Consider the following 21,169-nt stretch of genomic DNA (forward strand, 5'->3'; position numbering starts at 1 on the left):
CCGAGCGGCCTCGGATCGGTGGGTTACGCGGAGCCTGTCCCGAGCGGAGCCGAGGGGCTAACCCACCCTACATAATGTCTACTCGAATGCCGAATGGAATTATTCCGGCCTACAAGCGGAGATCGGCAAGCCTGTGCCGACGATCCCGTTTGCCGATCCGTGACGTTCGGGAAGGAGCGAGACTAAAGCGGCCGTTTGCGATGGAAGCAGGGGATTTCAGTTACGGGACTACATCCTGCAAGAATCGCCGCACAGGTCTCCCGGCTCGATTGGCACGCGTCAGCAAGCCGGCACCGAACGCCCCTAGATAGAACAGCATGGATAGCCGTGGGGTATCCATCGTGCTGCCGAGGAGACCCACCGTAAGAAATGCCAGCAGCGCGCCGGGCAGGATCGCCGCATCTAAATCCCCTCTCGCCAGGGCGGGTCCGCAAGTTTTTCCGACGCCGAGCAACAGCAGCGCCAAAGCCGCCAGTCCCAACAAGCCTTGGGAAAAATACATCTCCACGGCTTGCTGGTGGATATGCCAGGCCAAGTCCTGATCGGCGACGAACAGCCAGCGGGCGACTCCGTCGCTGAAATCGCCGTTAGCCACCAGTTCGTGTCCTTTCTCGGTCATGAGACTTATGTCGTCCACGTCAAGCGGGGTATCGGAACTCTTGTTGTGCAGCGACAGTTTTACCGGCCGGTAGGGCCAGTTGCCGCTCCCGCCGAGTTTTCCGGGACTCACCTCGACGGTGACCGTTTGCCAGTTGCTTTCGGACGACTCCGGCCGCAGTTCGGGCAAGATACAGTCGAATGAGTAAAGCAGCGCCTTTTCGCAGAGGGGAACACTGAGGAAGCCGCCGCCGGAAGCCTGCCGAATCCGGGCGGAAAGTATGTAATGTTCGCCGGGGGCGACGTCGACGATCTGATCGAGAAAAACCGGCTCGCCGGCACCGAGGCGTAGATAAGGGTTGTCGCCGTCGCGCATGACGGTATAGGTGCCCGGTGCTTTGGTAGTTTCGGCGCCCAATGCGTAGAGAACGGGATATTGCCCGAAACCCATTCCAATGAGTGCTGCCATCGGTCCGTCATCCATTAAACCTAGAGCACGCTTCCAGTGCGCTTCCCGAATGGAGAGATCCTCCGAGATGCGTGCCAGCCGGGATTGTGCGAATCCGCCGGAAAGCACGGGAACGGCGGCGGCAACCGAGGCCGTCAAAAGTCCCGCGAGCGCCAGCCAGCGATGGATCGGAAATTCTTTCCGCTGCCGCAGCATGCTGAACAGTACCGGCACCAGGCCAGCAATGAGGGCGGCGTATCCGCCGCGCGAAAAGGTCACCAGCATGGCATAGCTGACGCCCATGGCGGATGCGACGCCGAATAGCTTCAGCATCCGGTTGGACGTCGCGAGTACCGAAACCACCAGCGCCGGAAAGGCGAAAGCGATGAAGGCCTCGATGTAGGCGCCTCCGGTGTGCATGCTGGCGAAGGTTCCGGTTACGCGAAACACGTTTTCGAAGTCTCCCAGCCCAACGTACACATGGCGTTCCCACAAGACCGCCAACGTCACCATGGCCAAGCCGGCGGCCAAGCCGTTTCCCATCTGGCGAAGGGCCGCTCCGCTGTTTTCCGGAGGGATGCGTCGTGTGAGGGGTACGAATAGCAGCGCCCACAAGAGTCCCTTGCCGACCATCCAGGCTTCCAGCGGTGAATGAGAGCTGTCGGAGAAATTTCCTTCATTTCCCCAAAGCGGCCACAAGCCGCGCGCGCCGGCAAGCAATCCGCTTACCCACAGCAGCGCGACCGCCCATGACAAACTTCGATTCGGCCAGGGCCGAGGCTTTATCCGGTAAATCCGCAGATAGGTCACGGCGAGTGTGACGAGGACGACCAGGTCGAATTCGTCCAGCATCAATCGGCCGGTCCAGGGACTCAAGTCGAGCGCGGGCAGGAGAGCCGGAACGGCGAAAAGCCATCCGCTGGGATACCGCCACAACAAGGCCGCGTAGCCCGCCAATGCCGCGATCAGCCATGGCGTGCCGACGGAATAGGACAGTATGCCGACCAGAGCGAGCAGCGCCGCGGCGAAAGCGATCAGCACGCCGAAAGGATGTGGCGTGCCGTAGACCTCGGGATGCGTTGGCGGAGGATGTGCCGGAGGGAGCTCTCGATCGTGGGTTGTGCTCGGCTGTATCGGCTCGTCCCGCTTGCCGGTCAGTACGACTCCGACCCAACGCGCCAGCGCGTAGGTGACCGCGGCACTTGCTGCGGCGATCAGCAGATTGGTGAAATCCGGGTGCTTGGGTGGAACGAAGAGCTTGCCGAATTCGATGGGGAACGCCAGCGCGGCGGCGAAAAACGCCACTTGCAGCATGCTGGGGGTTTTCTCCCCTAGGCTTCGAGTCCGTAAAGCCCATCCGGCGAGACCGATCGGAGCGTACATGGCGGCCTGGGCGAGCACGCTCACCAGGGCGGCCTGTTCGGTAGTGAAATAATGATAATAAAAAGGCATGATCCGGATGCCCGCGAGGCGCGCCATAGCATCGGCAAACGGCAGCCAAGCGGTCGAGAACCAGCCGCCGAGCGCCAGCAGCGCCAGGATATACGGCAACGCGGCGAAGGGTATCGTGTTCTTGATAATCCAGGCCAGGGGCGAGGGGCCATGCCGAAGCAGGATTCGGCCTATCGCGGCACCCGCCGCCAGTCCCGCTCCGCGCCATAGTACCGAAAGCCCTTGGCTCACGCCCGACGCGAGCAGCAATTGAAAGGGTTCAAGGATCAGGCTCAGCATCGCTCCGATCAAGAAGATGCGGCGGTAACCGATTCCCGGAGCGGCGAGAGCGATGAAGACGCCGAGCGGCGCAATCGCGACAATTTCACTCGCTTGACGCGCCGTGCACCGCAGCCAGCCGTTGCAGCTTCCCGCGATCAGCCACCCCCAATTGTCCGAGCTCAACTTCCATGCAAGTTCTTGGGTCGAGACAACGAAGTCGTAGGGAAACAGGGACAACAGGAGATACAGAATCAGGTAGGCGATCATCGCTGCGTATACCGATGCGCGTCCGCCTTCCGCGAACGCATCCAACAGCCGCGCGATGCGCCATCGTCCCAAGACGAAGAGGGCGATTCCGCCGGCCGAGCCGAGCGTCTCGGCCAAAAGATCGTTCAGCGAGACTGTGCGGGGAGCGAAGAATATCTGGGTGAACTCCACCGCGACCGCGACCGCGAGGCAGAACACGAAGATCGACAGCGCCGTCAGGTGACGCAGTGGCGCGGTCGACCGTATGCCGACGCCCCATGCGCAGCCCAGGAACGACAACGGCACATAGAGCACGATGTTGGCCACCCAGTCGGCCCTCGATTCGATACCTAGGTCCAGATACTGAATGGCGGAGAACTGTTTGACTGCCTCATCGAACGTGTAGGCGCGATACTCGAAAGGCACCAGGCTTCCGTACACAACGAAAACCAGGTAGACCAGGAACGCGAAGAAGGCGTGGCGACGGTCGGCTGTGGGCATGCTCATCGGTCGGATATCAAGCTCGTCAGGTGCTGAGAAAGGCCGGTGGTAATATTCGGGCAGCAACAGGGGAAACCGTACGCCGCATTTCGTTTTTGTTCAATCGCGATGCGGTCTTTTTCGATTGGCCTACTGTATCAGCCGCTCGGTGGGTTACGGCCGCGCGGCCTAACCCACCATCGATGGGTTTCGCTTCGCTCTACCCATCCTACAAAATGAATGCCTTATCGAAGGCGATTTGGAATTACTGCGCGTTTTTCGGCGCGGATCGGCCTATGCGAAATTTTGTACAGGACCCATTGGATTAGAATCGATATGAAAGACACCCAAAAAACCTGGACGCCGCAACGCCTGGCTGAATGGGAGCAAACCCGAGCGCGCGGGAAACGCCGCTTCGTTTGGACTCATGGCGTGCTGCAATGGGGCGGGTTCATGTTTGTCTTTTCTACCATGGTGTATCAACACCAGGTGTTCGGCGATATCTTCAGCACCCAGGGCAATCTTCCGTTTCGTCTGATACTGGGCGTCCTGGTTTGGACCTTCGTGGGTTATCTCTACGGCCGGTCGAAGTGGCAGCGCAACGAGCAGGAATATGGGGAACAGACGAAGTCGCGGAACAAGGGAACGTTCGTTTCCTGAATTTCGTACGGGCTCGCCGAAAAAGCCCGCTTCACTTCGTGGCGGCTCCTCTTAAACATCCCCCGTGACCGGCGATTTCGTCATCCAGCAAATAATTGGGGCCGGCCGGCTTGCAGCCACCTTCCACCGGATCGTCCGCGAGCAGCATCGGCGTATCCAGGTCGACCCATTGAAAGCCACCGAGTCCCGCCGCGAAATGCGCGCTGAAGCCCATGGCCAACCGAGTTTCGACCATGCCGCCGATCATGAGGTCCAGCCCGCCGGCGCGGGCGATGGCGGCGATTTCGAGCGCCCGGATTACGCCGCACTTGACCAGCTTGATGTTGATCACCTGGGCCAGGCGGTCCCGTACGATTCGCAGAGCATCCTCTGGCGTTCGGCAAGATTCGTCGGCGGCCACCGGTACGCCGGCTTCGCGGGCAAGCTTTGCGAGACCGTCCCAATCCTCTCGCGCGACGGGCTGTTCGAGCAGCGCGGGCTCGATGCCGGCGAGGCGAAGTTCCCTTAGCAGCACGAAAACGTCGTCGGACGAATAGCCGGCATTGGCATCGAGAATCAAACGGCTGCTCGGATGCCCGCGCCTGATGGCCAGGAGCCGGCCGATATCGTCGGAGCGATCGAGGCCGATCTTGACCTTGAGGATTTCGAAACCTTCGCCGCGGTATTGCCGGGCCAGAATTTCCGCGTCCTCGGCGGCGCAAATGGGTATGGTGATGTCGGTGGCGAGCCGGTTTTGAAACCCGCCGAAAAACCGGAACAGCGGAATTCCGCAATGGCGCGCCAAGGCATCGATCAGCGCCATCTCGATGCCGGCCCGGACCGACGGGAAGTTCGGGACGCGTTCGAGGAGTTCCGCCGAGATCCGCCGCCATTCCCCGGCATGTCGTCCCCTCAGGCGGCCGGCCTCCTGCTTCAGCGCGTCCAGCGCGATCGCCTGATCCTCGGCCGTCACCGGCGGCAAGGTCGAGGTTTCGCCCCATCCTTCCGATCCATCCGCGAGCGTGATTTGAACCGCGACGTTGCGGACGCGATCGAGTCTCGACGAGGCGATAGTAAACGGTGCGATCAGGGGCACGTCGAGTTTGTGGATATCGACTCGTCTGATTTCGAGGTCTTTGTTCATGGCGTCGTTCGCTGCCTATGTTCGCATTGGGGGCATTATAGGCAGGACTTAGGAAGAATCGCCGTCAAAAGCGCCCCGTCGGACCCGATATGTCGGCAAGGGATTGCCGACCTACGAATTTCTGCCTCGTGTCGGGCCATTATAGGTCAGTAGGTCGGCAGCCCCTTGCCGACACACCGGTTTGCCTCTGGATCGATCGGGACGCTTCCGGGTCTCAATTCGTTCAAAAGCTGACCGATGCCGTGACCCGTACCTGCCGCGGCATGACCGGATGTTTGAGAACGCCGTCGACCCCCTCGGGCGGTTCGCCCGGAAGTCGCGAGGTGTAGTAGTAGGCGATATCGTTGCTTTTCGAATCGAACAGGTTGAAGACGTCCACGGCAAGTTTCAGTTGCCGGTATTGATAGCCCGCGCCGAGATTGACCAGGGTCGTGTCGCCCGCGTCGACGCTGCCGTCCTCCGTGAGCGGCACGTGACCGAAGTGGCGCAGCCTCACCGTGGCGAAAAAGTTGTAAGGCAGTTCGGCGACCGCACCGGCGCTGATGACCCGACCCACGGAATTGGGAATGTCGTTGGCGCCGCGCGGCGCGTCCCGATAGCTGGCCGAGGTGAAGGCGAAATCGGCGTCCAGGGTCAGCCAGTCGATGGGCTTGTAGAAATTGGTCCACTCGACTCCGTAGCGTTCGCTTTTGCCGGTGGGCTCGGTGGTGCCGGCGTCTCCGGCGAACACCAGTTCCGAGTCGGACTCCAGCCACCACACCGCGAGGGTGGTGTTGAGGCCTTTCACGTACTGACTCCGTATACCGCCTTCGGCGCCCCGTTGCTTGGCCAGCGGCGGCACGCTGCTTTGCGGAAGCGTGGGGTCGGTGGGGTCGGCTCGCGTGGTCACGCCGCGGGCGTCGTTGGAGTGAAAGCCGTAGCCCAGGTTGACGAAGAATTCGGTATCTTGCCAGGGGCCGAAGATCAGACTGAGCTTGGGGCTGACGATGGAAGCGGTCTCGCTGCCGGAATTTTGCGGGATAAGACGGTCGGCCACGTCGAAGAAAAAGGCGTCGCTCCTGAGCCCGGCCACGGTGCGGAATTTAGAAAGCCAGTGGGTCTGGTTGCTGAAGTAGAACGAGAGGCTGGTTTCGTCCACATTGCCCCGGCTCACCGCCCCGATAGTTCGCCGCCGTTCGGTACGGTTCAAGGTCAGGTCCATGATGGCGTCGTGCCGGACCTGGAAACCCAGCGTGTTGTCCATATCCAAGCCGAACCACCGGTTGAACCAGGTCTGCTCTCCGCTGCCGCCCACGGTCACGCGCCGTTCCTTCTGGCCGATTTGGTCGCCGCGGACCGGGTCTTCGAGAAAACCGGTGAAATTGGAGAACAGGGCGACGTCGTAGTAAGCCGCGTACACGTTAAGCTGATTCTTGTACGAATCGCCGCGGCTCCAGAAGTCGCCGGACAGGCTGTAGCGGTCGGTTTTGCCGGCATCGCTGGGGTCCATGGTCCCGTAAAGATCGATTTGCCCGGATTGCACGGCGCGTTCCGGGATCTGATTGGTGGCGTTCCATTGGGCGCGATAGGCCTTGCCGTGCAGCGCCAGTCCCCAATCTTCACGGTCGATGGTATAGCGCAGCATGCCGTTGAACTTGTCGAGTTCTTCCGGCCGCTTCCAGGGACCGTCGTTGAAGTTGACTTCGGCGGCGTAGAGGAGATCGCCTGTTCCCAGCGCGTTCGAGTTCGCCGCCACGACGCGGTAATAATCGTATTCGCCGCCGGTGAACTTCACGAATCCTTGCGGCAGTCGGTGCAGGGTGTGCATGCGCGCATAGCCCGCGGAGGAAAAATCGCCCACGTCGGCGTAGTAAGGCCCCTTGCCGTATTCCACCCGGTCCACCAGTTCCGGAATGATGCCGTTCAGGTCCAGATAACCCTGCCCGTGGGCGTGGGTGGGCAGGTTCATGGGAACGCCGTCCACAGTGACGCTGAAATCGGTGCCATGATCCAGGTTGAAGCCGCGCAGAAAATACTGGTTCGCCTTGCCGGTGCCGCTGTGCTGGGTGGCGAGGGCGCCCGGCACCACTTCCACCAGTTCGCCGACGCGGGACAGCGGGCGGTATTTGAATTCCGGCTGTCCTACCACGCCTTGCGACGCGGAATTGGTGGCCCCCAAAAGATCGGTGGCGCGGCCCTGGACCTCCACGGTATCCAAAACAAGTAGAGAGGATGGGTTTTCCTCTTCGGGTTGGGGATGGGCCGGCGCGGGTTCGGCCAGCGTGCCCAGCGCGATACCTAGTCCCCAGCCAACTATTGAATGAATGGAAAAATGGAGTCGGGTTTTCATGGGCTCAGAATAATATTTCAAGAATGACAGCAACCACCGTGCCGAACGGAATCGTTCAGGGACTCAAGAACGGGAATCGTCGGTATGCTGCGAATTCCGACCGCTAAAGCTTCGGCTTCCGTCCCGCGAAACCTAGCCGAGGGATCAAATCTCGATGTAAACAATCCGGTATTTTTCGAGGAGTGCCTGCAAGTGTGTGCGGCCGTCGCGCCGCGTTATGGCGAAGTGTCCAGATGTTTGTGCGGGAGCGGACCCGGTTAAAGCCGCCTCCTTAAGAAATCATCCATTAGCTTATACATCCCTAGAAGCTGGACGAGGTGATGGGGTGCACCGTACGCGCTATCGTGGAAGAAAACGCGCACAGCTACCCCAATCATCCAATCCTCCCCGAAACCGCTCTAGCGGGATAGTTCGCCCAAAGGCGCCGCGTGCTGCTCCGGCTTCTTGGGCCCCGGCGTATTGCCGAACGGGCCTTCCTTGCCGCATCCCGCCAAGATCAAACCGATCGAAATGACGATCGCCAAGTGCTTGCTCATGTCCATGCTGGTCTCCTATCGCATGCTTCGGGTGTGTGGTTGGCCTGAATAATCGCTAGAGCTTTCCTTCTTTCTTATAGTATTCGACCTCGTCGTTGATCAATTTGACGACTTCTTCCAGCGTAGTAACGGCAGTCGTAGGTTGCCCTCCGTTTTCCAGATCGGCAATCACCGCTTTCAATCGGCTGCTGGAATTCTGCATGGGCATCGTGCTTTTTTCCTTATAAGAAGCCACCGCCAATTTGCGCGCCTGCTTGGCGCTGTCCAAAGCCGCATCCTTGTTGCCCTGCTTGGCCGCGTCCAAAGCCGATTGGCTGGCTTTCTGCACTTCCACCAGATTCGGCGGCGGATCGGCATAACGCCCGCCAGCAATGCTGACGCCCGCGCTCATGCTGAGAAACAGGGCCAAGATTACACGCATCATCGAATTGCCTCTCATGTAATGCTCCTTGTATCGATACGATTAAAAAATAGCCCGCGACCGCGGTGAATTCTCGGTGGTCCGTAACACCGAAAAAGCGTCGCGGGCGGCATGAATATCAGAGGGAGAACGTGCCCCGCATTCAGCCGCCATATATAAGGCAAGTTATGTGCCTTGGTATGTCGCTGCGTCAAATAACGATTCGGTGCTGAAATGGTTTGTATTGACGGTGCTGTCTAAGAATGGCTTGCCGTCTATTTAACTAACTGAAAATGAAGCTGTTAATGCCAAAATAGAAGGCGTATCTGGAAATTCAATTATGGGAAATGACGCATTATATAATGAAATACTGTTGGATATCACAGGACTATGATGCGCGCCTATCATGTCGCTTATTTGAGCTTTTGCGAGAACTATGCGAAACCCCATAATATGCTGTGTGAAAAAACATAAATGGCAGGTAAAGTTCGGGCCGAGATGAGAATATTTTTCGAGCAGCATTATGTATATCACTCGACGCAACAGGTTTTTAATATGTATCAAATATGTTGCAGTAATCGAAAGGAGATGCCAATAAACCTACTTCTATTTGTTGTTATCCGATCCGCGATTTCCCCCAATACCTCTGTCATTTCCCTTATACCTAATACCTAACTTATTTATAACCGATTGTTTTTAAGCCGATATCCTGCTGGCACAGGAATTGATTGGTATTTTGGCGTTTGCACATCCTGGGTGTGCCGCAATGCCGTTAAGTTAAGGCGAAGGACGTCACCCCGGCAGGGAAGGGTGGCTTCGGTGCTCCCGAAGACACCGTTTGCGATTGGGACTGCCGGGGTCCAGAAGCCATGGATGGCAGAGGCGTGTCACTTCCCTGTGCTCTGGATTCATGCCGGGCGATCCTGCCCGGCACCCTTCGGGCGCGATGCGTGCAAACCGGCTGTCCTGCCGGTTTGTCCGGCACAAATTCGCCCGGAGCGACCATTCGGCCGGGAGCCGAATGGGACAAACGAAGTTTGCCCAACGGGCGAAAGCCAAGGACGGCTTTGGTCTATTTGGACGTGCTAAGCACGGTCCGAAGGACGAGCCCCAGGGAAGGGGCGAGCACAAAACCGTCGGGAACGGTTTTGGACCGCCCGCGGCGGGTCCGAAGGACGAACCCCAGGGATGGGGTGAGCACTCCCTGCCGGAATGACGCCTTAACTTAACGGCATTGGGGTGTGCCGCCCGTTGGAACGTTGGAACCATCATTTTCACGGATATGAATGTGCTTATCATTGACCGATCGAATCCGGCCTTGCGAACGCCGCTGTCCGTGGGGATCGTATTGCTCGGCTGTCTCGCGGCCGCGTCGGCCGAGGCGATCGCAGAGCGGCAACTTCTTGTGGCCGTCGCCGGTTTGGCCGAAACGAGGAGCTTGGACCTGGTCGTGGAGCAGGGGGCGATACACGGGCTATTGGCTGGACGTTTCGGCGAGCGCGACCGGGTGGCTTACCTGCGGTCGGCGGATGGCGGGAAAACCTGGAGCGAGCCCAGGTTTCTCGACGGGAGCGGAGAGGCCCCCGTGATTTCCCGGCGCGGTAACGATGCCCGCCTTGCTGTGTACGGCCGGCGCATCGTCGCCGTCTGGCAGGCGCGGGGCGAACTGCCGGGCACGGGACCGTTGATCGTCGCCGCTTCGGAGGATGGAGGGCGGACTTGGCGCCGTGGCCAGAATCCGGCCGCGGGCGACCCTCTGAACAATCAGAGCTATCCGGCGCTCACCGTCGGCGGGGACGGACGCTTTCACCTCGTCTGGCTGGACGACCGCGAGGAAAACGGCAATACCCAGGGTCTCCGCTACGCAGCATCTCGGGACGGCCTCAACTGGAGCAGCCGGACTACCCTGGATCCGGCGGTCTGCACCTGCTGCTGGACTCGGATCGGCGCACTTCCGGATCGCAGCGTGGCGGTGCTGTACCGGGACGCCGATCCGCACGACATGCGCCTCCTTCGCGGCCCGTTGAACGGCGGCGGTTGGCTCGATCTCGGACCGGTGGGGATCGCCGGCTGGAATTTCACCGGCTGTCCTCATTGCGGAGGCGGGCTGGCCATAACCGGAACCGGCGGGCAAACCGTATTGCACAGCGTCGCCTGGACCGGGAAGGAGGAATCGCCCGGGCTCTTCTACGCGCGATCCTCCGATCTTGGAAAACACTGGGAGCCGCCTTTTCTGCTGGGCGACGGGCAAAGCCGGGAAAGCGACATTGCAGCGCTGTCCGCGTCCGATCTGGCCATCGTGTTCAGCCGAGCCGGCGCCGAGGGCGCCGCCGTGTACCTGGTCAGGTCCAGGGATGGCGGCAGGCATTGGTCGGTCCCGGTTGCCCTGACGCCGCCGGATGCCAACGCCGATCACCCCCGAATCGTGGCGACGCCCTTGGGATTCCGGGCGTTTTGGACAATGGCGCGGCCCGGCGGCGGCAAGGCTTTGGCGATGGCCATCCTCTCCCTATGACGATGAACACCCTAAGACGGAACTTATTACTGATTCTGGCGGGATCGGCACTGGCCAGTCCCGAGCTTGCGGCGCACGCGATTCTGGTGAAGGCCGTACCCGACCGTGAAGCGGTCGTTTCCGAAGCTCCCTCGGAGGTGCTGTTGACCTTCAACGAAGGGGTGGGCGACGCATTCCTGGCAGTCGCGGTCATCGACGCCAACGGCAAGCGGGTGGACAAGCATGACGCCCGGCTGGACTTCACCGACCGTTCGCGGCTGCGGGCGTCGGTGGAAAATCTGGCGCCCGGCCGGTACATGGTGCGCTACCGGGTGCTGTCCGCGGACGGTCACGTCGTGAGCGGCAAGTATTTCTTTCAGCTTCAAGCCAAGTAAGGAGGGCTTTCCGATGATTCTCCACGAGCCGGGTTTCTTTCGGCGTCTCGCGAACCGCGCGGCCGTTGCCGCGCTCGTCCTGGCGGCGGGCGCCGCATCCGCCGCCGGCGTTCCGCGCGACAGTTCCAACGGCCGCCAGATGTATCAGGGCGCGTCGATGAGCTGTTTGGTGGCCAACGACTTCTACGCCGTGCACTTCACCGCTCTGCAGGAAGGGCGTCATGAAGGGGAGCAAACCGATTTCGTCAAGTACTGCCAGGAAGTCCCGCGGCCCGGCAAGACCTATCTGACCCTCGACCTGCTCGACCGCGATGTTCGCAACATGCCTGTCAGCTTGCGCGTGGTCGAGGAGGAGTTCGGCGATGACGGTCGACTTCCGAAGGAAAAACGTACCCTGGCGGAAACGCCGGCTGCGGTCTACCGGAACGGTACGGCGGAAATTCACACCGACATCACGGAACCCGGCCATTATGCCGTGATCGCCGTGTTCGGCGAAAACGACGGCTTCGTCAGCGAGGATGATCGGCTGAGGGTGCCGTTCAGCGTCGGCATCGCCGTTCCGAACCCGTCCAACCGTTGGCCCGGCGCCTTGTTCGCCCTGATCGTCGCCATTGTTCTGTCGGTCGTATGCTGGCGCGTCTATCGGGGAATAAGGCCCAAGCTTCCGGTCCGCGCGGCGAATGATGACGCCGAACGGCCGGCGCCGGCGCGCCAGATTCCATGAAAGCGCCGGCCGTTCGACCCGTTTGCGGCCGATGCGCACACGGCAGCGGCATTCTGGCGATGCTCCTGCTGTTCGGTTCGGCATGGCCGACTTGGGCGGATTGGGCGGAATTCGGCGGTTACGCGGCTCTCGCCGAAGTCGCCGTCGAAGCTGACTCGATCACGGTCAACCTGCGCCTTCGGGAAAGCGGTTTGCCCCGGTTGCGCTCGCTGCTCGGCCGCGCGGACGATACTCCCGCTTCGGAGCTTGCGGGGCAACTTCTGCGCATCGCGGCGGATCGGCAGCCGCTGCCGGAAGCGAAACCCGTGTCCGTGGCGAGGGCCGACTCATCGAAAGACCGGCGCCGAACCGCGGAGGCATATTACGAGGCCGATCTGAATTATCCCTTGGTCCGGCGGCCGAGGACCTTGCACCTGCTGCCCCCGGAGCGCGCCGGCAAGGACTTGGGTCTGATCGTTCTGCACCGGGGCGTGCCCGTGGCCGATCTAGCGCCCTTGTCGAAACCGGCCCGCCTGCAATTGGACTGGAACGATCCGTGGCGGTCCCGATTCGATGATGCTGAAATGGCGCGCCGCCACACCGAACCGCGCTCCTTCGTCTATGTCGAGCCTTACGAAGTGCGGCACGAATTGCTGCTGAGGCTGTGCGATCTTCTGCCGCGGCTGAACTTTGCGCCCGTGAATCCGCACCGCATCGAAGGCGCGGAGCGGGAAAGGCTGAAACAGGCGATCGGCGACCTGCTGCTGCATCGCAATTCGCTGCGCCTGGACGGTGAGGCGGCGACGCCCCGGCTGGATCGGGTCGAGTTCATGCGTTACGGGCGCGGCGGCGTGGAGACCGGCGCGGACGGCGAGCCCGTCGACAGCGCCACCGCCGTGGTGGGAGCGATTCTGGTCTATCTGACCGAGCGTCCCGCTGCGGCCGTCGAGCTGACCTGGGAGCTGTTCGACGCCGGCGGGGCATCGCGGCCGGTCAGCCTGCAACTGAACGACGAAACTTTCGAAGCCGACATGACGCGGCGCGATCCGGTCTTCCGCTGGTCGGTGGAGGAAGCGCTGAAAAATCCCGCTGTGCCGGAAGCCGCCTCGATGATCCAACAACCCTTGGCGGTGGCATCCGCTCCCGGCACCGTATTACTCCGCACTGCCGGCATTGCCCTCGCGGCAGCGGTCGGATGGCGCTGGCGGCGGCGCCGGTTTTTGCCGCCGGGCACCGGCGCCCAACTGGGCGTGACCCTGGCCGTGGCCGGGTGCGTCGCCTTTTACCCGGAGATCGCGCACTTTCCCGCCCATGCCGGGAGCACTATCCCGGCGCTTCTCGGGGAGGAGACGATGAAAACCGAGCTGCGGGCCCTGCTGCATAATGTTTATCGGGCCTTTCAATTGCCGGAAGAGGAAGCGGCATACGACCGCCTGGCCATGAGCCTGTCTGGGGAGCTTCTGGACGACATTTATCTTCGCCAGCGCCGGGCTCTGTTGCGGCGGGGCAAGGGATTCGGCGGCGACGGTCGGGTCGAGCGGGTCGAGGTTCTCTCCAGCGAAATCCAATCGGTGGACCCGAAATCCGGACGCTGCACGGTCGCCGCCCGCTGGATCGCCCACGGCGCGGTGTCGCATTGGGGCCATTCCCACCCGCGGACTACGCTTTACGCGGCGCGGCTGGTCCTGCGCCAGGCGGAAGATGGCCGCCTGAAGATCACGGACCTCGAATTTATCGAAAGGCGCAGGACGGACCCTGCGACGTAATGATCCAAATCGAAGACCTCGAATTTAGCTACCCGGGCGCCGAATTCCGCCTCGCCGTTCCCGAGCTCCGGATTTCCCGCGGCGAGAAAATCGCCTTGATCGGGGCCAGCGGGGCGGGCAAGACGACCTTGCTGAAGCTGATGGCCGGCATCGCGGTCCCGCAGTCCGGGAACGTCCGCGTGGATGGCGTGCCGATGCGCGCGCTCACCGATCGTCAGCGGCGCAACTTCCGTGTTTCGCGCATCGGCTTCGTGTTCCAGGAACTGGAGCTCCTCGAATATTTGAACGTACTCGACAACATCGTGCATACCTACCGGATCAATAGGGTTCTCAAGCTCAATGGGCGAGTGAGGAAGCGAGCGGCGGAACTGGCCGAGGCGGCGGGCTTGATGGGCAAGCTAAAGCGGATGCCGCGGGAACTTTCCCAGGGCGAACGGCAGCGGGTCGCGGTATGCCGGGCGCTGTTGCCGGAGCCGGGGCTGATCCTGGCGGACGAGGCGACCGGCAGTCTCGATCCGGGCAACAAGACTCGGATTCTCGACCTTTTGTTCCGGACGACAGAGCGCAGCGGCGCGACCCTGGCGGCGGTCACTCACGACCACGAACTCCTGCCGCGCTTCGATCGGGTGATCGACCTGAGCGCTTTTCACCGCTGACCGGATGCAGCACGATTTTTATCTCGCCTGGCGCTATCTTCGCCAAAACAAGATCCGCAGCCTGATTCTGGCCGCTTGTCTGGCCATGATCACGGCGCTGCCTCAGGCTCTGCACCGCCTCCTGGACGAGGCCGAGCGCTGGATGTCGGCGCGCGCCGAAGCTACGCCCCTGTTGGTGGGGGCCCAAGGCAGCGCGGCGGACCTGGTGCTGAACGCTCTTTATTTCACCGACGCTCCGGCGTTCATAAGCATGGGCGAGGCCGACCGTATCGCGGCCACCGGCTGGGCCGATCCGCTGCCGGTTTACGCCCGGTTCCGGGTTCGCGGCCTGCCCCTGGTGGGCGTCACGACGGATTATTTCGAATTCCGCGGCTTGGCCCCGGCGGAAGGCGTTCTTCCGGCCCTGCTGGGGGATTGCGTGCTGGGGGCCGAAGCCGCCGAGCGTCTGAAACTCGCACCGGGGGACGTTCTTCCGACGACGCCGGAAAACGTTTTCGACCTGGCCGGCGCCCATCCGCTCAAGCTGAAAGTGGTCGGCATCCTGGCGAAATCCCACGCCCCGGACGACCGGGCGGTGTTCGTGGATCTTCAGACGGCCTGGGTGATCGAGGGATTGGGGCACGGCCATGAGACCGGGCCGGGGGCGGGCAGGGCGGATGCGGCGTTCGCGCCGTTATCGGGCGATGCCGCGGCCTACACCGAAATCACCCCGGACCACCTGGCATCCTTCCACTTTCACGGCGATCCGGCCGACTTTCCCATCAGCGCGGTGATCGCGGTTCCGCGCGACGTGCGTTCGGCCGCCCTGCTGCGTGGACGCTATCCGGACAGCGAAGCCAAGACGCAAATCGTCCGTCCCTTGGACGTGACCCGTAGCCTGCTACAAAACATCTTCCGCATCGGCGCGCTGTTCGATGCCATTCTTCTGCCATTGGGCGCTGCCGCGCTGCTCATGGTCGCGCTGGTCTTCGCGCTGTCGCTCCGACTGCGGCAGCGCGAAATCGAGACCATCCATCTGATCGGCTGTTCGCCGCTGACCGTGGTCCGGCTGATGGCCGCGGAAATCGCGCTCATCGCGCTGGGCGCCGGAACCCTCGGCTTGGTTCTGGTGCAAGCGGTCCGTGCCGGTGCAGCCGAATTCGTCCGCCATTTCGTTATCGCCTGAGGGAGTTATCCGTGTTTATCTCTTTTTCATGGCGCCGAGTCGCGCCGTACTTGCTGTTTTTAACCGTCGCGGCGACTACCGGTCAGGCGAGCGCCGCCGGCTCACCCGGATTGAAGATCGTCGCCGCAAACTATCCTCTGGCCTATTTCGCCGAGCGGCTGGCGGGCGCCAGGGCGCGTGTGGTTCTTCCGGTTCCGACCGGCGCCGATCCGGCGTTTTGGCAACCCAGCGCCGAAACGGTGGGCGAAATGCAGAAAGCGGACCTGATTCTCCTCAACGGTGCCGGTTACGAAAAATGGCTGCCTCAAGTAAGCCTGCCGCGCCTCAGGCTGGCGAACACATCCCTGGCGTTCCGGAACGCTTATCTCCGGATCGAGAACGCCGTCGTCCATAGCCACGGACCCGGTGGCCGACACGCCCACGAAGGTTCAGCCTTCACTACCTGGCTGGATTTCGATCAGGCCGGAAAGCAGGCGCAGGCCGTCGCCGATGCGATCGTCCGAAAGCGGCCGGAATGGAAGAGCGTAGTGACTGGAAACCTGAAGCCGCTGCTGGATGACCTTGCCGGTTTGGATGCCGAGCTGAAGCAAACGGTTGCCGCCGATTCCCGCCGGCCGCTGCTTGCCTCCCACCCTGTCTATCAGTACCTGGCCCGCCGCTACGGCCTGAATCTGAAAAGCGTTCACTGGGAGCCCGACGAAATGCCGTCCGCCGCGGAGTGGAGCGCCTTGCGGGACCTGCGGGCGAACCATTCGGCGCGCTGGATGATCTGGGAAGCCCAACCCGCTCGGGAGATTGCCGCGAAGCTGAAGACCATGGGTATCGAAAGCGTCGTGTTCGACCCCTGCGCCAATCGACCGGAAGACGGTGATTTTCTGACGGTGATGAAGCGAAACATGGAGGAATTGAAGACGGCGTACCGGTGAAAAAGAGGGCGGACTTTACGAAACTGAGCACAGTCACGACGACTCGGCGTCGTCGCGGCTTCCGGTACAAGGCTGTAACGGAGAAAAAGGATTGCTGTCGGGAATCGGCGTCATAATAGTCCGGCTCTAAAATCCTTCTGCCGGATTCTTCGGCACCATCGGCGGTCCGAATGGCGCTACCGATGCGCCTTGCGCATTCGATATTTTTGCCGATATCGCTTCGACAACCGTTGCCCGTGCTCCTCACACAAGAAACGGTGTTCGCCGGTGAGTCCGGGTACGTTCATGGGCTTTCTGAGATCATAAACCGCCGGCTTGCGGCATTGCTCGCCGACCCAGCACAAAGGGCTATGGTTATGCATGCGTCCTTTCCTCTTCTGACGAGACCAAGAAGGTAATCATGCAAAAACAGGACCATTGCCATCCATGCGAGGGGCTGGATCGACTTATTCCGTTCGGAATTCGAGTGAACATTATGTAGGGTGGGTTAGCCCCTCGGCTCCGCTCGGGACAGGCTCCGCGTAACCCACCGACCCTTCGACTTGGCTCAGGACAGGTCCGAGGCTGCTCAGTGGGTTACGGCCGCGCGGCCTAACCCACCATCGATGGGTTTCGCTTCGCTCTACCCATCTACAAAATGAATGCCGGATTGAAGGCGATTTGGAATTACAACCTATCCAAGCAGGCCTTGAAACTCTTCGACAAGCTCGGTGCGAGCGTTAGCCTCAAGCGCCGAGAAGGTTTTTATTCCGCTTTTTCGCCGGGCCAAACCTGCACGAAACCATCCCGATTCGGCATCACGACCCGAGGCAATGTTCCCGCATTCATTTCCGCCCGTTCGTCGATAATACCGTTAATATGCAAAAGGTAAGCCGTAACCGCGTAAACCTGGTCCTCGCTCAGACTGCGGGGTGCGTCCAAGGGCATCGAGCGGCGGATGAAATCGAACAGAGTGGTTGCGTAAGGCCAATAAGTGCCGACGTTTTTGTCCGGATGAGGGCCGGTCAAAGAGCCGCCCCCGGCCAGTTCGCCGGCGCTTCCGCCCATGCCTTTGGGCCCGTGGCAGGATGCGCATTTCATGTCGTAGATGGCTTTGCCTTCGAGAGCCGTGCCTTTGCCGGGCGGAAGACCGGCGCCGTCGGGGAAGACGTTGATGTCCTGAGCCGCGATCTCACCGGGCGACGCGGGACGGCCCAGCTTGGGGCCTTCCGGCGCGGCGGCGACCGCGGCAGTCATGCCGAGCAAGAATATCGCTGCGGCTAAGCGCCGTGGCACGCCACGGTTACGAATATTACGCATAGACATGGCTCATAGTGCCATCGGCGGCTACCGCCCAACTGACGATGGCGTTGTAGTGGAAATAACCGTGCCGCCCGCGTTCTGCAATGAGCGCCCGGCGCTCCGGCTGGACATAGCCGGTTTCGTCCACGGCGCGGCTCTTGAGCACCAGGGGAGATCCGTCCCAGCGCCACGGCAGGCGGAAACGGGTAAAGCATTGCGGCAAAACCGGTTCCTGTAGCGCCGCTTCCGCCCAACTGCGTCCGCCGTCGGCCGAGATGTCGACCCGCTTGATCCGGCCCCGGCCGCTCCAGGCCAAGCCGCTGATCTGGTAAAGGCCGGGACCTCGTAGATGCTGGCCGGGCGAGGGAAAGGTGATGATCGACTTCGCATCCATGACGAACGTGAATTGCCGCGCCTTGCCGGAGGGCAGCAACTCGGTGTACTTGGCGGTTTCGTTGCGGGCCATCACCGGCTGGTTCGCAGCCTGCAAGCGGCGCAGCCATTTGACGCTGAGGACCGCTTCCCATCCCGGCAGTATCAGCCGCAACGGATAACCGTTCTCCGGGCGCAAGCGCTCGCCGTTTTGATACAGTGCGAGCATGGCGTCGTCCAAGGCCTTTTCGACCGGAATGCTGATGTTCATCGCGGCGGCATCGGCGCCTTCGGAGATGAGCCAGCGGGCGTCGGGCCGCAGCCCGGCCTCGTCCAGAATCACGGCGAGCGGAACGCCGGTCCATTCGCTGCACGAGGCCAGACCATGAAAATAGCCGACGGGTGTCTGTATGGGCTCCTCGTGCCAGCCGGCATTACTGTTTCCGCCGCATTCGACGAAGCAGAGGCGGGAGACCATAGGGTAGCGCAACAGGTCTTCGATGCCGAAAGACAGCGGATTTTCGACCAGCCCGTGAATCAATAGGCGATGTTGGTGCGGATCGATCTGCGGCACGCCATTATGGTGCCGTTCGAAATGAAGACCGTTGGGCGTGACGATGCCTTCGAGTTTATGCAGAGGGGTCCAGGAAATGCCATTGCCGGGTGCGCCGGAATTGGCCGATATCCAGCGTATGGCCTCTTTTTCGTGAGGCGAGGGGCGGCCGTAATTGGTGAAAGGTTCGCCCGGCGTCTTCATCCAAGGCGGCGGTTCTTCGGCCAGACCTTGGCGCATGTGCCCGACGAGTGCGGCGCCGGCGCCGAACGCCAGTCCTTTTTTCAGAAACAGCCTGCGGTCCAGCAAACCGCCACCCGCCACGGGCTGCAACAGCTCCGGCTCGCGTGCCTCTTGGTCGCTCATTGCGCATCCTTTTTCGGAAGAAATCGGCTGTCGATCTTACTCCGATCGGGAGGCGCGAAGCACCACGGTTTTTCGTGGCCACCGATTTCCGGACGCCATGTTGTCGTCGTCGGCACGATAAGAAATTTCGCCTTTCAGGCGAGAATCAGTAAGATTCGTTCAGAAATCGAAAACCGAATGGGTGTGCGGATGCAGGACAGGATGGCCTGCGGCCGGATAAAGAATAATTTTTGATGAAACATCTATGGCTAAGGCAATACAAAAAAACAAGAAACCTGGTCAGAGCGGCCGTAGTTCAGTCGATACCGTGAAACGGGTGTCCGACGATGCGTGACTTTGCGGCCTTTATCATGCGAAGCCGGCTGCATGCGATCGCAATAGCCGGGTTGTTCGGTGTTTTGTCGCTGAAGGTGCTTCCGTTCGCCTTGCTCAGCGCTGCGGCGCTCGGTTTGGTCGCATTACGCAAAGGCTGGCTGGAAGGCGCGGTCGTGGCGATCGGTGCCGCGGTCGTGGTCGGGGCCGGCTTTTTTCTGATGGAGCTCAGGCCGGGATTGAATTTCCCGGTCGTGTTCGCGCTCTGGCTGCCGCTGCTGATTTGCGCGGAAGTTTTGCGGCGCACGGAGTCCCAGGGGCTGGCGCTGCTTGTGGTGGGACTGACGGTCGGTCTGTTCGTCTTGGGAATGCATTTGGTTACCGGCGATGTGGTCGCGTTCTGGCAGTCATGGCTGAGGCGGGCGGTCGCCGCGGTGCCCGGTGCCACCGTTCAGGGGTTCGAGCGGGACGGAACCTTGCGCCTGATGAATGGTCTGATCGCCGTGCTTTACGGGATCGGCCTGATGTTCAGCCTGTTGTGCGCCCGGTGGCTGCAATCCCTGGTCTACAATCCCGGCGGATTCGGTCCCGAGTTTCAGCGTCTTCGACTGCCGCGGCTCGCTTTACCGGTGGTCGTTGGCGCGATTTGGGCGTCGGGTACGGTGAGCCAGATCCTGGTCGCCGATCTCCTCATGGTCGCCGTGATGATTTATTTCTTCGCCGGATTGGCGATCGTGCACGCCCTGGTCGCCTTTCGCCGTTTGCACTGGACATGGTCGGCACCGCCGTATGTGGCTTTGATATTCGCGCCTCAATATGCCGTCGTGGGACTTGCTTTGGTCGGTGCCTTCGATGCCTTGATCGATTTTCGGACCCGAGTGAGGAAAAGGTGAGTCGGTGATGCGTCAGGCGCGCGGATTGCTAATCAGGATCGAGCGATGATTCCTTATCGGGACACCATTCCGACCCGGTATACGCCATGGATGACCTGGACGCTGATCGTGCTGAATCTGGCCGTTTTTGCCTACACCCAGTCGCTGTCCGAACAAGACTTGTACTTTTTTCTGAATTTCCATGGGCTGGTGCCGGCGCGGTATACGAATCCCGAGTGGGCGGCCAGGGTGGGGTACCCGGCCGGCGACTACACGCCGTTCGTGAGCAGTATGTTCATTCATGGCGGAGCGCTCCATTTGGTTCTCAACCTCTGGTTGCTTTGGATATTCGGAGACAACGTCGAGGACCGCATGGGGGGCGTGAGGTTTCTGGCCTTTTATCTGCTCTGCGGTTTGATTGCCGGAGCGGTGCATATTTACACCAACTCCCACTCCAATATCCCGACGATCGGAGCTTCCGGCGCCATAGCGGGTGTCATGGGAGCCTATTATTTCCTGTTTCCGTACGCTCGCGTGGTGATCTGGATGTTCTTCCTGCCCTGGTTCGTGGAGGTGCCGGCTATCGCCTTTTTGGGAATTTGGGTGATGATACAGCTTTATAAAGTCACCGTCGGTCTGCCATCCGACGAGCCTTTCGCCGATGTCGCCTGGTTCGGGCATCTCGGCGGTTTCATAGCCGGTATGTTGTCGTATCGTCTCTTTTTGCTCTCCGGACGGAAGGACGACTCGTATTACAGAAGGCATTCGACCTGATT

18 protein-coding genes are annotated in these 21,169 nt (G+C 61.1%); 10 read left to right on the forward strand and 8 right to left on the reverse strand.

What is annotated here, in order from left to right; translation table 11 throughout:
- Positions 1-220 precede the first annotated feature (220 nt).
- Positions 221-3,511: a VanZ family protein gene (locus tag ACR2R1_RS01870; RefSeq protein WP_133717324.1), complete on the reverse strand. Its 3,291-nt coding sequence runs from the start codon at positions 3,509-3,511 to the stop codon at positions 221-223.
- 309 nt (positions 3,512-3,820) lie between these two features.
- Between ACR2R1_RS01870 and ACR2R1_RS01875 the strand changes: the two genes are divergently transcribed.
- Positions 3,821-4,144 (forward strand): hypothetical protein, encoded by a 324-nt coding sequence (locus ACR2R1_RS01875; protein WP_434112408.1) that lies wholly within the window; start codon positions 3,821-3,823, stop codon positions 4,142-4,144.
- Positions 4,145-4,175: 31 nt separating this feature from the next.
- Here the strand turns inward: ACR2R1_RS01875 and ACR2R1_RS01880 are convergent, their stop codons facing one another.
- The 4 genes from ACR2R1_RS01880 to ACR2R1_RS01895 form a co-directional block, all read right to left on the reverse strand.
- The gene (locus ACR2R1_RS01880) at positions 4,176-5,267 is read right to left on the reverse strand and encodes a dipeptide epimerase (RefSeq protein ID WP_133717322.1); all 1,092 of its coding nucleotides are present in this window, start codon (positions 5,265-5,267) and stop codon (positions 4,176-4,178) included.
- Between the two features lie 223 nt (positions 5,268-5,490).
- Complete coding sequence (locus tag ACR2R1_RS01885) at positions 5,491-7,596, reverse strand: TonB-dependent receptor domain-containing protein (RefSeq protein ID WP_133717321.1); 2,106 nt, start codon at positions 7,594-7,596, stop codon at positions 5,491-5,493.
- A 398-nt stretch (positions 7,597-7,994) separates the two neighbouring features.
- On the reverse strand, positions 7,995-8,138 hold the full coding sequence (locus ACR2R1_RS01890) for a hypothetical protein (protein WP_166642553.1): 144 nt from the start codon (positions 8,136-8,138) through the stop codon (positions 7,995-7,997).
- 49 nt (positions 8,139-8,187) lie between these two features.
- Positions 8,188-8,571 (reverse strand): hypothetical protein, encoded by a 384-nt coding sequence (locus ACR2R1_RS01895; RefSeq protein WP_133717320.1) that lies wholly within the window; start codon positions 8,569-8,571, stop codon positions 8,188-8,190.
- Positions 8,572-9,820: 1,249 nt separating this feature from the next.
- Between ACR2R1_RS01895 and ACR2R1_RS01900 the strand changes: the two genes are divergently transcribed.
- The 7 genes from ACR2R1_RS01900 to ACR2R1_RS01930 are packed head-to-tail and all read left to right on the forward strand — an operon-like array spanning position 9,821 to position 16,637.
- Positions 9,821-11,047: a sialidase family protein gene (locus tag ACR2R1_RS01900; RefSeq protein ID WP_166642552.1), complete on the forward strand. Its 1,227-nt coding sequence runs from the start codon at positions 9,821-9,823 to the stop codon at positions 11,045-11,047.
- Between the two features lie 2 nt (positions 11,048-11,049).
- Positions 11,050-11,421, forward strand: a complete 372-nt coding sequence (locus tag ACR2R1_RS01905; RefSeq protein WP_133717318.1) for a copper resistance CopC family protein — start codon at positions 11,050-11,052, stop codon at positions 11,419-11,421.
- A 13-nt stretch (positions 11,422-11,434) separates the two neighbouring features.
- Positions 11,435-12,145, forward strand: a complete 711-nt coding sequence (locus ACR2R1_RS01910; RefSeq protein WP_133717317.1) for a hypothetical protein — start codon at positions 11,435-11,437, stop codon at positions 12,143-12,145.
- Positions 12,142-13,890: a hypothetical protein gene (locus ACR2R1_RS01915; protein WP_434112410.1), complete on the forward strand. Its 1,749-nt coding sequence runs from the start codon at positions 12,142-12,144 to the stop codon at positions 13,888-13,890. The genes ACR2R1_RS01910 and ACR2R1_RS01915 overlap by 4 nt, the downstream gene beginning before the upstream one ends.
- Complete coding sequence (locus ACR2R1_RS01920; RefSeq protein ID WP_434112412.1) at positions 13,890-14,546, forward strand: ABC transporter ATP-binding protein; 657 nt, start codon at positions 13,890-13,892, stop codon at positions 14,544-14,546. The genes ACR2R1_RS01915 and ACR2R1_RS01920 overlap by 1 nt, the downstream gene beginning before the upstream one ends.
- Before the next feature lie 4 nt (positions 14,547-14,550).
- Positions 14,551-15,711, forward strand: a complete 1,161-nt coding sequence (locus ACR2R1_RS01925; RefSeq protein WP_434112414.1) for an ABC transporter permease — start codon at positions 14,551-14,553, stop codon at positions 15,709-15,711.
- An 11-nt stretch (positions 15,712-15,722) separates the two neighbouring features.
- Positions 15,723-16,637 carry a metal ABC transporter substrate-binding protein gene (locus ACR2R1_RS01930; protein ID WP_434101617.1) on the forward strand — a complete coding sequence of 305 codons (915 nt, stop codon included), beginning with the start codon at positions 15,723-15,725 and terminating at the stop codon, positions 16,635-16,637.
- A 176-nt stretch (positions 16,638-16,813) separates the two neighbouring features.
- Here ACR2R1_RS01930 and ACR2R1_RS01935 read toward each other — a convergent pair whose 3' ends face one another.
- From ACR2R1_RS01935 to soxC, 3 genes are all read right to left on the reverse strand, one after another.
- Positions 16,814-16,999, reverse strand: a complete 186-nt coding sequence (locus tag ACR2R1_RS01935; protein WP_133717313.1) for a hypothetical protein — start codon at positions 16,997-16,999, stop codon at positions 16,814-16,816.
- Between the two features lie 382 nt (positions 17,000-17,381).
- Entirely contained in the window at positions 17,382-17,936 is a 555-nt protein-coding gene (locus ACR2R1_RS01940; protein ID WP_434101618.1) for a c-type cytochrome, read from the reverse strand.
- Positions 17,929-19,209: a sulfite dehydrogenase gene (gene soxC / locus ACR2R1_RS01945; protein WP_434112416.1), complete on the reverse strand. Its 1,281-nt coding sequence runs from the start codon at positions 19,207-19,209 to the stop codon at positions 17,929-17,931. Before soxC ends, ACR2R1_RS01940 begins: the two co-directional genes overlap by 8 nt.
- A gap of 326 nt (positions 19,210-19,535) precedes the next feature.
- On the opposite strand from soxC, the gene ACR2R1_RS01950 reads away from it, so the two are divergent.
- Together ACR2R1_RS01950 and ACR2R1_RS01955 are read left to right on the forward strand one after the other, a co-directional pair.
- Positions 19,536-20,414 carry a hypothetical protein gene (locus ACR2R1_RS01950; protein WP_434112418.1) on the forward strand — a complete coding sequence of 293 codons (879 nt, stop codon included), beginning with the start codon at positions 19,536-19,538 and terminating at the stop codon, positions 20,412-20,414.
- A gap of 45 nt (positions 20,415-20,459) precedes the next feature.
- A complete protein-coding gene (locus tag ACR2R1_RS01955) occupies positions 20,460-21,167 on the forward strand; it encodes a rhomboid family intramembrane serine protease (RefSeq protein ID WP_077730123.1) in 708 nt (235 codons plus the stop codon).
- Positions 21,168-21,169 lie beyond the last annotated feature (2 nt).

It is taken from the genome of Methylocaldum sp. GT1TLB (assembly GCF_051027445.1).
In the GTDB taxonomy this organism is placed as follows: Bacteria; Pseudomonadota; Gammaproteobacteria; order Methylococcales; family Methylococcaceae; genus Methylocaldum.

What these genes read in the sequence shown, in the direction of transcription:
- ACR2R1_RS01870 (WP_133717324.1), bottom strand. Translation starts at nt 3,511, where the DNA reads ATGAGCATGCCCACAGCCGACCGTCGCCACGCCTTCTTCGCGTTCCTG.
- ACR2R1_RS01875 (WP_434112408.1), top strand. Translation starts at nt 3,821, where the DNA reads ATGAAAGACACCCAAAAAACCTGGACGCCGCAACGCCTGGCTGAATGG.
- ACR2R1_RS01880 (WP_133717322.1), bottom strand. Translation starts at nt 5,267, where the DNA reads ATGAACAAAGACCTCGAAATCAGACGAGTCGATATCCACAAACTCGAC.
- ACR2R1_RS01885 (WP_133717321.1), bottom strand. Translation starts at nt 7,596, where the DNA reads ATGAAAACCCGACTCCATTTTTCCATTCATTCAATAGTTGGCTGGGGA.
- ACR2R1_RS01890 (WP_166642553.1), bottom strand. Translation starts at nt 8,138, where the DNA reads ATGGACATGAGCAAGCACTTGGCGATCGTCATTTCGATCGGTTTGATC.
- ACR2R1_RS01895 (WP_133717320.1), bottom strand. Translation starts at nt 8,571, where the DNA reads ATGAGAGGCAATTCGATGATGCGTGTAATCTTGGCCCTGTTTCTCAGC.
- ACR2R1_RS01905 (WP_133717318.1), top strand. Translation starts at nt 11,050, where the DNA reads ATGAACACCCTAAGACGGAACTTATTACTGATTCTGGCGGGATCGGCA.
- ACR2R1_RS01910 (WP_133717317.1), top strand. Translation starts at nt 11,435, where the DNA reads ATGATTCTCCACGAGCCGGGTTTCTTTCGGCGTCTCGCGAACCGCGCG.
- ACR2R1_RS01915 (WP_434112410.1), top strand. Translation starts at nt 12,142, where the DNA reads ATGAAAGCGCCGGCCGTTCGACCCGTTTGCGGCCGATGCGCACACGGC.
- ACR2R1_RS01920 (WP_434112412.1), top strand. Translation starts at nt 13,890, where the DNA reads ATGATCCAAATCGAAGACCTCGAATTTAGCTACCCGGGCGCCGAATTC.
- ACR2R1_RS01925 (WP_434112414.1), top strand. Translation starts at nt 14,551, where the DNA reads ATGCAGCACGATTTTTATCTCGCCTGGCGCTATCTTCGCCAAAACAAG.
- ACR2R1_RS01935 (WP_133717313.1), bottom strand. Translation starts at nt 16,999, where the DNA reads ATGCATAACCATAGCCCTTTGTGCTGGGTCGGCGAGCAATGCCGCAAG.
- ACR2R1_RS01940 (WP_434101618.1), bottom strand. Translation starts at nt 17,936, where the DNA reads ATGCGTAATATTCGTAACCGTGGCGTGCCACGGCGCTTAGCCGCAGCG.
- soxC (WP_434112416.1), bottom strand. Translation starts at nt 19,209, where the DNA reads ATGAGCGACCAAGAGGCACGCGAGCCGGAGCTGTTGCAGCCCGTGGCG.
- ACR2R1_RS01950 (WP_434112418.1), top strand. Translation starts at nt 19,536, where the DNA reads ATGCGTGACTTTGCGGCCTTTATCATGCGAAGCCGGCTGCATGCGATC.
- ACR2R1_RS01955 (WP_077730123.1), top strand. Translation starts at nt 20,460, where the DNA reads ATGATTCCTTATCGGGACACCATTCCGACCCGGTATACGCCATGGATG.